13 protein-coding genes and 2 riboswitches are annotated in these 13,554 nt (G+C 70.1%); of the genes, 8 read left to right on the forward strand and 5 right to left on the reverse strand.

All coding sequences use genetic code 11. From position 1 onward, the window contains the following. Positions 1-86 precede the first annotated feature (86 nt). On the forward strand, positions 87-839 hold the full coding sequence (locus WDZ95_RS12585; protein ID WP_425778871.1) for an IclR family transcriptional regulator: 753 nt from the start codon (positions 87-89) through the stop codon (positions 837-839). 9 nt (positions 840-848) lie between these two features. On the opposite strand, the gene WDZ95_RS12590 is transcribed toward WDZ95_RS12585, so the two are convergent. From WDZ95_RS12590 to WDZ95_RS12600, 3 genes are read right to left on the reverse strand one after another with little or no spacing between them, the layout of a single operon-like run. Continuing rightward, complete coding sequence (locus tag WDZ95_RS12590) at positions 849-1,271, reverse strand: acyl-CoA thioesterase (protein WP_425778873.1); 423 nt, start codon at positions 1,269-1,271, stop codon at positions 849-851. Next, complete coding sequence (locus WDZ95_RS12595; RefSeq protein ID WP_425778875.1) at positions 1,268-2,209, reverse strand: EamA family transporter; 942 nt, start codon at positions 2,207-2,209, stop codon at positions 1,268-1,270. Before WDZ95_RS12595 ends, WDZ95_RS12590 begins: the two co-directional genes overlap by 4 nt. Beyond that, positions 2,210-2,992 (reverse strand): SDR family oxidoreductase, encoded by a 783-nt coding sequence (locus WDZ95_RS12600; RefSeq protein WP_425778877.1) that lies wholly within the window; start codon positions 2,990-2,992, stop codon positions 2,210-2,212. Positions 2,993-3,128: 136 nt separating this feature from the next. On the opposite strand from WDZ95_RS12600, the gene WDZ95_RS12605 reads away from it, so the two are divergent. The 6 genes from WDZ95_RS12605 to WDZ95_RS12630 all read left to right on the forward strand — a co-directional run bounded on the left by WDZ95_RS12605 (position 3,129) and on the right by WDZ95_RS12630 (position 12,233). Continuing rightward, on the forward strand, positions 3,129-4,814 hold the full coding sequence (locus WDZ95_RS12605) for an FAD-dependent oxidoreductase (RefSeq protein WP_425778879.1): 1,686 nt from the start codon (positions 3,129-3,131) through the stop codon (positions 4,812-4,814). Positions 4,815-4,957: 143 nt separating this feature from the next. Next, the gene (locus tag WDZ95_RS12610) at positions 4,958-5,464 is read left to right on the forward strand and encodes a hypothetical protein (RefSeq protein WP_425778881.1); all 507 of its coding nucleotides are present in this window, start codon (positions 4,958-4,960) and stop codon (positions 5,462-5,464) included. 34 nt (positions 5,465-5,498) lie between these two features. Continuing rightward, positions 5,499-5,594: riboswitch (glycine riboswitch) on the forward strand. A gap of 13 nt (positions 5,595-5,607) precedes the next feature. Beyond that, positions 5,608-5,711, forward strand: a riboswitch (glycine riboswitch). A gap of 54 nt (positions 5,712-5,765) precedes the next feature. Continuing rightward, positions 5,766-6,890 (forward strand): glycine cleavage system aminomethyltransferase GcvT, encoded by a 1,125-nt coding sequence (gene gcvT / locus WDZ95_RS12615; RefSeq protein WP_425778883.1) that lies wholly within the window; start codon positions 5,766-5,768, stop codon positions 6,888-6,890. Between the two features lie 31 nt (positions 6,891-6,921). Further along, on the forward strand, positions 6,922-7,293 hold the full coding sequence (gcvH, locus tag WDZ95_RS12620; protein WP_166224955.1) for a glycine cleavage system protein GcvH: 372 nt from the start codon (positions 6,922-6,924) through the stop codon (positions 7,291-7,293). 28 nt (positions 7,294-7,321) lie between these two features. Next, entirely contained in the window at positions 7,322-10,231 is a 2,910-nt protein-coding gene (gcvP, locus tag WDZ95_RS12625) for an aminomethyl-transferring glycine dehydrogenase (RefSeq protein ID WP_425778885.1), read from the forward strand. Positions 10,232-10,289: 58 nt separating this feature from the next. After that, positions 10,290-12,233: a B12-binding domain-containing radical SAM protein gene (locus tag WDZ95_RS12630; protein ID WP_425778887.1), complete on the forward strand. Its 1,944-nt coding sequence runs from the start codon at positions 10,290-10,292 to the stop codon at positions 12,231-12,233. Positions 12,234-12,243: 10 nt separating this feature from the next. On the opposite strand, the gene WDZ95_RS12635 is transcribed toward WDZ95_RS12630, so the two are convergent. Further along, on the reverse strand, positions 12,244-12,534 hold the full coding sequence (locus tag WDZ95_RS12635; protein ID WP_425778889.1) for a hypothetical protein: 291 nt from the start codon (positions 12,532-12,534) through the stop codon (positions 12,244-12,246). A 96-nt stretch (positions 12,535-12,630) separates the two neighbouring features. Between WDZ95_RS12635 and WDZ95_RS12640 the strand changes: the two genes are divergently transcribed. Then, positions 12,631-12,873, forward strand: a complete 243-nt coding sequence (locus WDZ95_RS12640) for a glutaredoxin domain-containing protein (RefSeq protein WP_425778891.1) — start codon at positions 12,631-12,633, stop codon at positions 12,871-12,873. Between the two features lie 6 nt (positions 12,874-12,879). Here WDZ95_RS12640 and WDZ95_RS12645 read toward each other — a convergent pair whose 3' ends face one another. Further along, a complete protein-coding gene (locus tag WDZ95_RS12645) occupies positions 12,880-13,545 on the reverse strand; it encodes a DsbA family oxidoreductase (RefSeq protein ID WP_425778893.1) in 666 nt (221 codons plus the stop codon). Between the last annotated feature and the right edge of the window lie 9 nt (positions 13,546-13,554).

Consider the following 13,554-nt stretch of genomic DNA (forward strand, 5'->3'; position numbering starts at 1 on the left):
CAGCGAACCGCTTCGCTGTGCGCCGGATTCTGGGCAAAGGTTGCACTGCGTACAATGCCGTTTCACTCAGTGAACCAAGGTGCGACATGCGAAACCCTGCCCCGGCCGAGCCCGAACCCGCCGAAGGCGTCACCGCGGTGACGCGCGCACTCTCGCTGATGGAGGCCTTCCAGGCCGGCGAATCCACGCTCTCGCTGGCCGAGCTGAGCCGGCGCACGGGCATCCACAAGACCACGGTGCTGCGCCTGGCGCGCACGCTCGCGCTGTCGCACTACATGGTTCAGGAAGACGACGGCCAGTGGCGCCTGGGCCCGGCCACGGGTTGGCTGGGCGCGCGCTACCAGCGCGGCTTCGACGTCAACCTGGTGGTGGAGCCGGTGCTGCGCGAGCTGGTCGCGCTCACCGGCGAAAGCGCGTCGTTCTATGTGCGCGAAGGCAGCATCCGCGCCTGCATCTCACGCGTGGAAGGCCCGCACTCGGTGCGGCACCACGTGCGCATCGGCGAGCGGCTGCCGCTCGACAAGGGCGCGCCGGGCCGCGTGATCCTGGCCTTCAGCGGCGAACGCGGCGAGCCCTACGAAGGCATCCGCCAGCGCGGCTACCACCTCTCGCTGGGCGAGCGAGAGCCCGAGGTGTCGAGCGTGGCCGCGCCGGTGTTCGGCCTGGGCTGGCGGCTGCTGGGCTCGATGTGCATCTCGGGCCCGAGTTCGCGCCTGCCCAAACGCAAGCTCGACCAGCACGCCCAGCACGTGATCCGCGCGGCCAACGCGCTGTCGTACGCGCTCGCGGGCAGCCGATCGGCCAACACGCCGCCGGTGCTGTCGAACTGGCACCCCTGAAGGGGCGCCTCAGTCAACCAGATGCTGGCGCAGGCTGTCGGGAATGGGGGCCGACTTCTGTTTCGGGAAATCCACCCACACCGTGGTCGCCCCGCCCGACGCATAGACCACGCCCGGCACGTCGGCGCGTTCGAGCGTGCACCAGCTCTCGAAGCTGCTTCGGCCCACGTCGCTCACGAACATGGTCGCCACCACCTCGCCCGGGAACTCGAGCTGTTTGTGGAAGGTGCAGAAGGCGTTGATGATCACCGGCCCCTCGCCCTGCGGGTCGGGCTGGCAGCCGATGGAGCGCATCCACTCGATGCGGATGGTTTCGAGGTAGCGGAAGTACACCGTGTTGTTCACGTGGCCCATGGCGTCCATGTCGCCCCAGCGGATGGGGATGCGCATGGTGTGAACGGCTTTCTTCTTCTCGGGCAGTTCGAATTTCATCGGTGGGCTCGGATGGACGCGAGGATGCCGGCAACGAACAGCGCGCACGCGGCCCACTGCAGGGCCACGGGCCACTGCCCGTTCCAGACGAAGTTGTAGAGCAGGCCGAACACGGTCTCGCTCACGATGAGCTGGCCCGCGAGGCTGGCGCTCAGGCGCCGGCTCGCCATGTTCCAGAGCACCGAGGCGATCCAGGCCGAGCCGATGCCGGTGACCGCGCATACGGCCACGAACAGGCCCAGGCGCGGCTGCGCCAGCAGCGTGGCGAGCGGGCTGCCCGCCACCGCCCAGATGGCCAGCGCACCCAGGCCCGCGGCCAGCCCGAGCCAGTTGGCCCACACGGTGGAATTGACCTCGGGGTGGCGCGTGAGCCAGCGCGCGTTGAGCAGGCCGAAGGCGGTCCAGGCGGCGGCGGCGAGCGCGGCGAACAGCACGCCCAGCCACAACCCCACCCCGCCACCCGCCGCACCGTGCGCGTCGGCGCGCACCATGAGCGCAATGCCCGCGGCCGTGAGCACCAGGCCCGGCAACAGGCTGCGCCAGCGCAGGCCCTGCGGCTTGCCCAGCAGCATGATCCACACCGGGATGGTGCCGATGATCAGCACCGGCAGCGCCGCGCCCGCGGCCTGGATCGCGATCACCAGCAGCAGGTAGTAGCCGGTGTAGCCCAGCACGCTCAGGCCCAGCGCGGCGCGCGCCTGGGGCGCCGTGGGCCAGCGCGCCTCACCGCGCAGCGCGCCCCAGAGCAGCAGCAGGAGCGAGAGCAGCCCGCAGGCCAGGAAGCGGCCCACGGTGACGTCGACCGAACCGAACTCGGGCACGATCACGGGCGCGATGAAGGCCGAACCCCAGAAGGCGCCCGCGCCCAGGCCCGCGGCCAGACCCGTCACCATGCCGGGCGGCAGGCCGCCCGGCCGCTGCACCACCAGCGCGGTCATTCAGACCCCGAAGCCGTCGTCGGCCGCGATCACCGCACCGTTCACGAAATGGCTTTCGTTCGCGCACAGCATCACCAGCAGCGCGTCGAGGTCGGCCGGCTGGCCCACGCGCTTGCGCGGCAGCATGTCCACCAGCTTGCGGCCCTGCTCGGTCTGCCAGTGCGCGTGGTTGATCTCGGTATCGATGTAGCCCGGGCAGATGGCGTTCACGTTGATGCCGAAGCGGCCCCACTCCACCGCCATGGCCTTGGTCATGTGGACCACGGCGGCCTTGCTCATGCAGTACACGCCGATCTGCGGCAGCACCTTGAGCCCGGCCATGGACGCGACGTTCACGATGCGCCCGCCCACGAAGCTGCCCGGGGCCGCGCCCTTGGCGCGCGCGATCATGCGCTTGCCCACCTCTTGCGCCACGAAGAAGGCGCCCTTGGTGTTGGTGTCGAAGACGAAGTCGTAATCGGCCTCGGCCACGTCCTGCAGGCGCTGCGTGGTGCTCACGCCCGAGTTGTTGATGAGGATGTCGATCGGGCCGACCTCGGTCTCGGCGTGCGCCACCGCGGCTCGGATCGAGGCCAGGTCGGTCACGTCGAGCGCCACCACGTGCGCCGCGCCGCCCTCGGCCTCGATGTGCGCGCGCAGGTTCATGAGGCGGTCGGTGCGGCGGCTGGCCAGCACCACGGCCGCGCCGGCGCGCGCCAGCGTCTTGGCGAACTGGGCGCCCAGGCCGCTGGACGCGCCGGTGATCAGGGCCACGCGGCCGGACAGGTCGAGGGTGTACGCCATGGGGAGGTCTCTCTGGAATGCGAACGACCGTTCGATTTATTGCATCGCCGCATAAAATGCGCGCTCCCCGGACACACGAACGCCGCCGCAAAGGCGGGCATCCGGGGGGTGTGCCAACCATTATGAGCGAGACCCCATGACGCAAGACGAGATCCTGGCCCAGTACGGCCCCCGCGAAGCCATGGAATACGACGTGGTGATCGTCGGCGGCGGCCCGGCCGGCCTGTCCACCGCGATCCGGCTGAAACAACTGGCTGCCGAGAAGGGCGCCGAGGTCAACGTCTGCGTGCTCGAGAAGGGCTCCGAGCCCGGCGCGCACATCCTCTCGGGCGCCGTGATGGATCCCCGGGCCCTCACCGAGCTGCTGCCCAACTGGAAGGCCGATGGCGCGCCGCTGAACCAGCCCGTGAGCGACGACCAGCTGCTCTGGCTCACCGAGACGGGCGCCTTCGACACCCCGAAATTCCTGATCCCGAACAACTTCCACAACGACGGCAACTACGTGATCAGCCTGGGCAACGTGGTGCGCTGGCTGGGCCAGCAGGCCGAGGCCCTGGGCGTGGAGATCTTCCCCGGCTTCGCGGCCGCCGAAGTGCTCTACAACGAAGACGGCTCGGTCAAGGGCGTGGCCACCGGCAACCTGGGCGTGGGCAAGGACGGCCAGCCCAACGAGAACTTCCAGCTCGGCATGGAGCTGCACGCGAAGTACACCGTGTTCGCCGAGGGCGCGCGCGGCCACCTGGGCAAGCAGCTGATCGCCAAGTTCCACCTCGACGAAGGCAAGGACCCGCAGGCCTATGCCATCGGCGTGAAGGAGCTCTGGGAGATCGACCCGGCCAAGCACAAGCCCGGCCTGGTGGTGCACACCGCGGGCTGGCCCATGAAGAACGACACCTACGGCGGTGGCTTCCTCTACCACCTCGAGGACAACAAGGTCACGCTGGGCCTGGTGACCGGCCTGAACTACAGCAACCCCTGGCTGAGCCCGTTCGAGGAAATGCAGCGCTGGAAGACGCACCCGCGCATCCGCCAGTTCCTCGAAGGCGGCAAGCGCCTGAGCTACGGCGCGCGCGCCATCACCACGGGCGGCCTCATGAGCCTGCCCAAGTCGGTGTTCCCGGGTGGCGCGCTGGTGGGCTGCGACGCGGGCTACCTCAACGGCGCACGCATCAAGGGCAGCCACGCGGCGATCAAGAGCGGCATGCTCTGCGCCGAAGCCGCCTTCGAGGCCGTGCAGGCCGGCCGCCAGCACGACGAACTGGCCGCCTACCCCGCGGCCTTCGACCGGAGCTGGCTGCGCGAAGAGCTCGAGAGCTCGCGCAACTTCAAGAGCTGGTTCAAGTACGGCAACCTCATCGGCGGCCTCATGGTGGGCATCGAGCACTGGCTGCTGCCGCGCCTGGGCTTCAAGAGCCCGCCGTGGTCGCTGCACCGCGAGAAGGCCGACCACCTGTACCTCAAACCCGCGGCCGAGTGCGAAAAGATCGCCTACCCCAAGCCCGACGGCAAGCTCACCTTCGACCGCCTGAGCAGCGTGTTCGTGAGCAACACCAACCACGAAGAACAGCAGCCCGCCCACCTCACGCTCAAGGACGCGGGCGTGCCGGTGAAGATCAACCTCGCCAAGTACGCGGGCCCCGAGAGCCGCTACTGCCCCGCGGGCGTGTACGAGTACGTCAAGACCGAGGACGGCGCCGACCGGCTGCAGATCAACGCGCAGAACTGCGTGCACTGCAAGACCTGCGACATCAAGGACCCGACGCAGAACATCGTGTGGGTCACGCCCGAGGGCGGGGGCGGGCCGAACTACGCGGGGATGTGACGCGCCGCGGCGCGGGATGTGCGTTCGTTCACATCCCTCCGCGAAAGCCGCCTGCGGGCGGCTTTTTTGCGCCCGCATGACACGCGAACGTCATGCGGCCTGCGCAGAGTGCTGCGTCATCCGTAGCACTCCCTGCCACACCCATGCTCAACAAGACCGACAAGGGCCGGGCCGAGCTGCAACCCGGCCAGCGCACCCTGGGCCAGCGCGAGCGCGCGATCCTGCTCGTGGCCGACGGCCGCAAATCCACCGCCTCGCTGCATGCCCTCTTCCACGGCGACGGCAAGGCCATCGTCGAATCGCTGATCGCGGGCGGCTACCTGCTGGACGACCGCCCGCCGCCCGCCCCGGCCCCGTCACCGGGCCTCGCGGTGCAGGGCTCGGTCGACGATTTCAGCGGCCCGCGCTCGCTGGCCAGCGCGCGCATGTTCCTGTTCGATCTCTCGGACCGCATGTTCGCGCCGCGCGACCGGCAGATGGCCGAGCGCCTGCGCGACGCACTCCGTGAAGCGCGCGACGCCCCGAGCATGGTCGCCGTGGGCCGCGAGATGCTGGCCGAGATCGAGCGCGTCGCAGGCCGCGAGCGGGCGCTGGCGGTCAGCGCGCGGCTGGCCAAACTGCTGCCGGAATCGGCCCCGCTCGGGGTCTGAGCAACGCCACCCGCGTCGACTGCACTAGAATCCGCGGCGTTGCTCAGGAGAGAGCTCCCGCGTGGAGCCGCCGAAGGCGCAGGAGGCCGCAACGGCCCCGAACGCTCAGGCAAAAGGACTGGCAAACGCCCGCCGCAAGGCAGGCGATCCCCCCTGGAGAGAGGCCCCACACGATGCGGCCCACCGAAGGAGCAAGCGCGGCATCGCCCGCGTGAATCTCTCAGGTAAAGCGGACAGCGGGGCAGCACACGGCACGCCGTGTTTCGCCCCGCGAGGGGCCTGCCCTGCCAGCGAGTCCGCCTTGTCCTCCACCGAACTTCTCCAGACCCCGCTGCACGCACTGCACCTCGAACTCGGTGCGCGCATGGTGCCCTTCGCGGGCTACAGCATGCCGGTGCAGTACCCCGCGGGCCTCATGGCAGAGCACCAGCACACGCGCAACGCCGCCGGCCTGTTCGACGTGTCGCACATGGGCCAGCTGCGCCTGTCGGGCCCCGAGGCCGCGGCCGCCTTCGAAAGCCTGATGCCGGTCGACGTGATCGGCCTGGCGCCGGGCAAGCAGCGCTACGGCCTGCTGCTCACCGACGAGGGCACCATCGTCGACGACCTGATGTTCGTGAACCGCGAGGACCACCTGTTCGTGATCGTCAACGGCGCCTGCAAGCACGGCGACCTCGCGCACATGCAGCAGCGCATCGGCCAGCGCTGCACCATCGAACCCCAATTCGACCGCGGCCTGCTCGCGCTGCAGGGCCCGCAGGCCGTGACCGCGCTGCAGCGCCTGCTGCCCGGCGTGGAAAAGCTGGTGTTCATGACCGGCGCGGCCTTCGAATGGCAGGGCCGGCCGCTGTTCGTCACGCGCAGCGGCTACACCGGCGAAGACGGCTTCGAGCTCTCGCTGGCCGCGGCCGACACCGAGGCCTTCGCGCGCGCGCTGCTCGCGCAGCCCGAGGTGCAGCCCATCGGCCTGGGCGCGCGCAACTCGCTGCGCCTCGAAGCCGGCCTGTGCCTCTATGGCAACGACATCGACACCACCACCACGCCCGTGGAAGCCGGCCTGAATTGGGCCATGCAGAAGGTGCGCCGCAGCGGCGGCGCGCGCGCGGGCGGCTTCCCGGGCGCTGCGCGCGTGCTCGCCCAGCTCGACGGCACCGCCCCGCCCGAGCGCGTGCGCGTGGGCCTGATCGCGCAGGAGCGCGTGCCGGTGCGCGAGCACACCGAACTGCAGAGCGAAGCGGGCGAGCGACTGGGCGAAGTCACCAGCGGCCTGCTCGGCCCTACCATCAACCAGCCCATCGCCATGGGCTACCTGCCGCCGGCGTTCGCCGCCCCCGGCACCCGCGTGAACGCGCTGGTGCGCGGCAAGGCCGTGCCCATGGTGGTGGCGCCCATGCCCTTCGTGCCCAACCGCTACCACCGCGGCTGATCCTTCCCCTCATCCCCCAGGAGCTTTCCTCATGACCACCAAGTACACCGAAGACCATGAATGGATCACCGTGGACGGCAACGTCGCCACGGTCGGCATCACCCACCACGCGCAGGACGCGCTCGGCGACGTGGTCTTCGTCGAACTGCCCGAGGTGGGCAAGGCCTTTGCCCAGAAAGACGTGGCCGGCGTGGTCGAGTCGGTGAAGGCCGCGGCCGACGTCTACATGCCCGTGAGCGGTACCGTCACCGAGGTCAACGAAGCCCTGCGCGCCGACCCGGCGCTCGCCAACAGCGACCCGCTGGGCGCCGGCTGGTTCTTCAAGGTGCAGCTCAGCGACGCCTCGCAGGTGGACGCGCTGCTCGACAAGACCGCCTACGACGCCTTCGCCGCGAACAACTGACCACCGCCCCTGCCTGAAAGCCCGAGCCATGCTCATGCCCGCCGTCAAACCCCTGGGTGAACTCGAGAACGCCAGCGAGTTCGTCGCCCGCCACATCGGCCTCACCGAGGCCGACGAGGCCCACATGCTGTCGGTGATCGGCGAGGCCTCGCGCCGCGCGCTGATCGACAGCATCGTGCCGCGCAGCATCGCGCGCAGCCAGGGCATGAAGCTGCCCGCGCCCGTGACCGAGGCCGCGGCGCTGGCGGAGCTCAAGGCCATTGCGCAGCAGAACAAGCTGCTCAAGAGCTTCATCGGCCAGGGCTACCACGGCACCCACACGCCGGGCGTGATCCTGCGCAACATCCTCGAGAACCCGGCCTGGTACACCGCCTACACGCCCTACCAGGCCGAGATCTCGCAGGGCCGCATGGAAGCGCTGGTGAACTTCCAGACCATGGTCACCGACCTCACGGGCATGGCCATCGCCAACGCGTCCATGCTCGACGAGGCCACCGCCGCGGCCGAGGCCATGACCCTGGCCAAGCGCTCGGTGAAGGCGCGCGGCAACGCCATCGTGGTCTCGGGCGACACGCACCCGCAGACCATCGAGGTGATCCAGACCCGCGCCGCACCGCTGGGCCTGGAGGTGCGCGTGGCCATGTCGGGCGAGGAATGGGACCGCCTGCTTGCCGCCGACGACTACTTCGCGGCCCTCGCGCAGTACCCCGCCTCCAGCGGCTGGCTGCACGACTGGACGCAGGACGCGGCCACCGTGCACGGCAAACACGCGGCCTTCATCATGGCCGCCGACCTGCTCGCGCTCACGCTGCTCAAGACGCCGGCCGAGATGGGCGCCGACATCGTGGTCGGCACCACGCAGCGCTTCGGCATGCCCATGGGCAATGGCGGCCCGCACGCGGCCTTCATGGCCTGCCGCGACGAGTACAAGCGCAGCCTGCCCGGCCGCCTGGTGGGCGTGAGCGTGGACGCGCACGGCAACCCCGCCTACCGCCTGGCGCTGCAGACGCGCGAGCAGCACATCCGCCGCGAGAAGGCCACGAGCAACATCTGCACCGCGCAGGTGCTGCCCGCCGTGATCGCGAGCATGTACGCCGTGTACCACGGCCCTCAGGGCTTGAAGCGCATCGCGCAGCGCGTGGCCGCCTACACCGCGGTGCTGGCGCGCGGACTGGCGCAGCTCGGCCACGCCAACACCCACCATGGCGAGCAGGGTGTGTTCGACACCGTGTGCCTGCACGTGGGCGCGGCCGAGGCCGAGGCGCTCATGGCGCGCGCGGTGGCGCACGGTGTGAACCTGCGCCGCGCCTGGGGCGAGTACGTGATGGCCACGCTCGACGAAACCACCACGCGCGAAGACATCGCGCTGCTGTGGACCATCTTCGCCAAGGACGGCCAGGCCCTGCCCGACTTCGAGGCCTTCGAGAAGGGCGTGGAGCCGCTGATCCCCGCCGAACTGCGCCGCACCAGCGACTTCCTCACGCACCCGGTGTTCAACAGCCACCACAGCGAGACCGGCATGCTGCGCTACATCCGCGCGCTGTCCGACAAAGACCTCGCGCTCGACCGCAGCATGATCCCGCTCGGCTCGTGCACCATGAAGCTCAACGCGACCAGCGAGATGATCCCCATCACCTGGCCCGAGTTCGCGCACGTGCACCCCTTCGCGCCGGCCGACCAGCGCCAGGGCTACGCGCTGCTCGACCAGCAGCTGCGCCAGTGGCTGTGCGAGGCCACGGGCTACGCGGGCATCAGCCTGCAGCCCAACGCGGGTTCGCAGGGCGAGTACGCGGGCCTGCTGGTGATCCAGGCCTACCACCGCGCGCGCGGTGAAGGCCACCGCAACGTCTGCCTGATCCCCAGCAGCGCGCACGGCACCAACCCCGCGAGCGCGCAGATGGTGGGCATGCAGGTGGTGGTCACCAAGTGCGACGCCAACGGCAACGTGGACCTGGCCGACCTGCAGGCCAAGTGCGAACAGCACAGCGCGAACCTGGCCGCGGTGATGATCACCTACCCCAGCACGCACGGCGTGTTCGAGACCCAGGTGAAAGAGCTGTGTGCGCTGGTGCACCGCCACGGCGGGCGCGTGTATGTCGACGGCGCCAACATGAACGCCCTGGTGGGCGTGGCCGCGCCCGGCGAGTTCGGCGGCGACGTGAGCCACCTCAACCTGCACAAGACCTTCTGCATCCCGCACGGCGGCGGTGGCCCGGGCGTGGGTCCGGTGTGCGTGGTCGAAGACCTCGTGCCCTTCCTGCCCGGCCACGCGGCCGGCGGCCTGCCGGTGAACGGCGTGGGCGCCATTTCCGCGGCGCCGCTGGGCAACGCGGCGGTGCTGCCGATCTCGTGGATGTACATCCGCATGATGGGCGCCGAGGGCCTGCAGCGCGCCACCGAGGCGGCCATCCTTTCGGCCAACTACATCAGCGCGCGCCTCAAAGACCACTTCCCCACGCTGTACGCGAGCGCGAACGGCCACGTGGCGCACGAGTGCATCCTCGACCTGCGCGACCTGAAAGACAGCAGCGGCGTGATGGCCGAAGACGTGGCCAAGCGCCTGATCGACTACGGCTTCCACGCGCCCACGCTGTCCTTCCCGGTGGCCAACACGCTCATGGTCGAACCCACCGAGAGCGAAACGCTCGAAGAGCTCGACCGCTTCATCGACGCCATGATCGCCATCCGCGGCGAGATCGCGCGCATCGAGCAGGGCGAATGGCCGCAGGACGACAACCCGCTCAAGAACGCGCCGCACACCGCGGCCAGCCTGCTCAAGGGCGACTGGGCCCACGCCTACGGCCGCGAGGTCGGTGCGGCGTCGCTCGACGCGCGCGGCCACAACAAGTACTGGCCGCCCGTGGGCCGGGTCGACAACGTCTACGGCGACCGCAACCTGTTCTGCAGCTGCGTGCCCGTGGGCGAGCTCGCCGATTGACCCGGGGCGCGCGGGCGCGGCGGGGCGGCCGTACACTGCCGCCCTCGCCCTGCCTGCCATGAACGCGCCCGCCTTTCGGGTGTTGAGCGTCATCCCGCCGATGACGCAACTCAACACGCCCTACCCCTCCACCGCCTACCTCACGGGCTTTCTGCGCTCGCGCGGCATCGACGCCGTGCAGACCGACCTCGCGCTGGCCCTGGTGCTGCGCCTGTTCACGCCCGCCGGACTCGACGCCGTGCGCGAGCGCGCGCTCGCCCTGCCCGAGGTGCAGCGCACGGCCAGCGTGCACGCCTTCCTCGACCAGTTCGCGCGCTACCGCCGCAGCATCGCGCCCACCATCGCGTTTCTGCAGGGCCGCGACGGCACGCTCGCGCACCGCATCGCCGCGCGCGAGCTGCTGCCCGAAGGCCCGCGCTTCGCGGCGCTCGAGCAGTACGGCCACCTCAGCGGCGACGACGGCGATGGCAGCGGCGATCCGCTGGGCTGGGCCTTCGGCGCCCTGGGCACGCAAGACCGCGCGCGCCACATCGCCACCCTGTTCCTCGACGACCTCGCCGACGTGGTGCGCGACGCGGTGGACGAGCGCTTCGCCTTCGTGCGCTATGGCGAATCGCTGGCCAGCAGCCAGCCCAGCTTCGAGCCGCTCGCCCAGGCCCTGGCCGCACCGCCCACGCTGATCGACACGCTGCTGCAATCGCTCACCCTCGAGGCCCTGGAGCGCCACGCGCCGCAGCTCGTGCTGCTCTCGGTGCCTTTCCCGGGCGCGGTCTATGGCGCGCTGCGCATCGCCCAGGCCATCAAGGCGCGCTGGCCGCAGCTGCCCATCGCGCTCGGCGGCGGTTATGTGAACACCGAGCTGCGCGAGCTCAAAGAGCCGCGCCTGTTCGATTTCGTCGACGTCGTGACCCTGGACGCCGGCGAGCGCCCGCTGCTCGCACTCATCGAACACCTGCAGGGCCGCCGCGGCCCGCAGCGCCTGGTGCGCAGCTTCGTGCGCGACGCCGAAGGCGCGGTGAAGTACGTGAACCTCGCCGAGCCCGATGTGCCCTTCGAAGACGTGGGCACGCCCACCTGGGACGGCCTGCCGCTGCACGACTACCTGAGCCTGCTCGACATGCTCAACCCCATGCACCGGCTCTGGAGCGACGGGCGCTGGAACAAGCTCACCGTGGCGCACGGCTGCTACTGGAAGAAATGCAGCTTCTGCGACGTCGGGCTCGACTACATCGGCCGCTACGAGACCGCCGAGGCCCGCACCCTGGCCGACCGCATCGAGCGCATCGTCGAAGAAACCGGCCAGACGGGCTTTCACTTCGTCGACGAGGCCGCACCGCCCAAGTCGCTCAAGGCCCTGGCCGAAGAGCTGCTGCGGCGCGAACTGCCCATCAGCTGGTGGGGCAACATCCGCTTCGAAAAAACCTTCACGCCCGAGCTCGCGCAGTTGCTCGCCGACAGCGGCTGCATCGCCATGAGCGGCGGCCTCGAAGTCGCCAGCGACCGGCTGCTCGCGCTCATGAAAAAGGGCGTGACCGTGGACCAGGTGGCGCGCGTCACCAAGGGCTTCAGCGACGCCGGCATCCTGGTGCACGCCTACCTGATGTACGGCTTTCCCACCCAGACCGTGCAGGACACGGTGGACGCGCTCGAATACGTGCGCCAGCTGTTCCAGAACGGCTGCATCCAGAGCGGCTTCTTCCACCGCTTCTCGTGCACCGTGCATTCGCCGGTGGGGCTGGACCCCAAGGCCTATGGCATCGAGCTGATCCCGCTGCCCGAGGTGACGTTCGCCAAGAACGACATCGGATTCATCGACCCCACCGGCGTGGACCACGACGCGCTGGGCATCGGTTTGCGCAAGGCGCTCTACAACTACATGCACGGCACCGGGCTCGACGAAGACGTGCGCGCCTGGTTCGAGCACCTGCCCTACCCGGTGCCGCGGCCGACGGTGAAGAAGCACCGGATCGCGCGCGCCCTGGCCCAGCGCGAGACCGCCTGAGCCCGGCGCTTCACCCCCCCATCGCCGACCGCAGCAGCGTCACCCCCAGCGCCACCGCCAGCCACACCGCGATGCGCTTGAGCAGCGCCGTGTCCACCTTGCGCTCGGCGCCGGGCGCGGGGCGGTCGAAGCCCACCACCAGCAGGTGCGCCGGCAGCGCGATGGCCAGCAGCGTGAGCACGATGAGATCGATGCCCCACGAGCCGCCGGGCGTGCCCGAGTGCGATGCGATCAGGGGCCAGGCGAGCGCGGCAGCGGCGCCCGCCACGGCAGCGGTCAGGGGGGTGGGCTTGATTTTCATGGGCCGCGATTGTGCGGGCCGACCCGCCGCGTGCCTACCCGGATTCGCCCCCATACGCCCCGTGGGGCCGGCGCCAGCGCTCTACACTCGTGCGCCATGAGCCTCAAGATCACCGTCTACTCCAAGTCCGCCTGCCCGCAGTGCGATTCCGCCAAGATGCTGCTCAAGTCCCGCTCGCTGGACTTCGAGGAGATCCGAATCGACGACGAGGCCGAGCGCCTGGCCTTCTACGCCAAGTGCGGTCCCTCGGTGCGGCAGATGCCCCAGATCTTCATCAACGACCAGCGCGTGGGCGGCCTCGCGGGCCTGCAGGCGGCGCTGACGCAGCTGGGGCGCTGAGCGGCGTCAGCCCACCTGGCCAGCGGCGATCTGCCGCAGCGCCTGCTCGAACACCGCCGCGGGCTGGCCGCCCGAGATCAGGTGGCGGTCGTTGATGATCACCGCGGGCACCGAGTGGATGCCGTGCGACAGGTAGAACTGCTCGCGCTCGCGCACCTCGGCGGCGAATTCGTCGCTGGCCAGGATGGTCTGGGCCCGCGCTTCGTCGAGCCCCGCCTCGCGCACACAGGCCAGCAGCACCTCGGGGTGGCCCATGGCCTCGCTGCGCGTGTGGCAGGCCGCGAGCAGCGCCTTCTTCAAGGCGGTCTGCTGGCCGGCCTGGCCTTCTTCAGCGGCCCAGTGCAGCAGGCGGTGCGCGTCGAAGGTGTTCCAGATGCGCCCGCGACCCGCGGGGTTGAAGGCAAAGCCCACCTCGGCGCCGCGCGCGCGAATGGTCTCGCGGATCTGCGCCTGCTGCTCGGGCGTGCTGCCGTACTTCTGCGCCAGGTGCTCGCCGATGTCCTGGCCTTCGGGTGCCATCTGCGGGTTGAGCTCGAAGGGCTGGAAGGTGATGTCGGCGCCGATCTCGCCGTCCAGCCGCTGCAGGGCCTGCTCCAGCCCGCCCAGGCCGATGGCGCACCAGGGGCAGGACACGTCGGAGACGAAATCGATCTTGAGGCGTGGGGTGTTCATGGGCGCGAT

Source organism: Hydrogenophaga sp. T2, from assembly GCF_049843535.1.
Taxonomy (GTDB): Bacteria; Pseudomonadota; Gammaproteobacteria; order Burkholderiales; family Burkholderiaceae_C; genus Hydrogenophaga; species Hydrogenophaga crocea.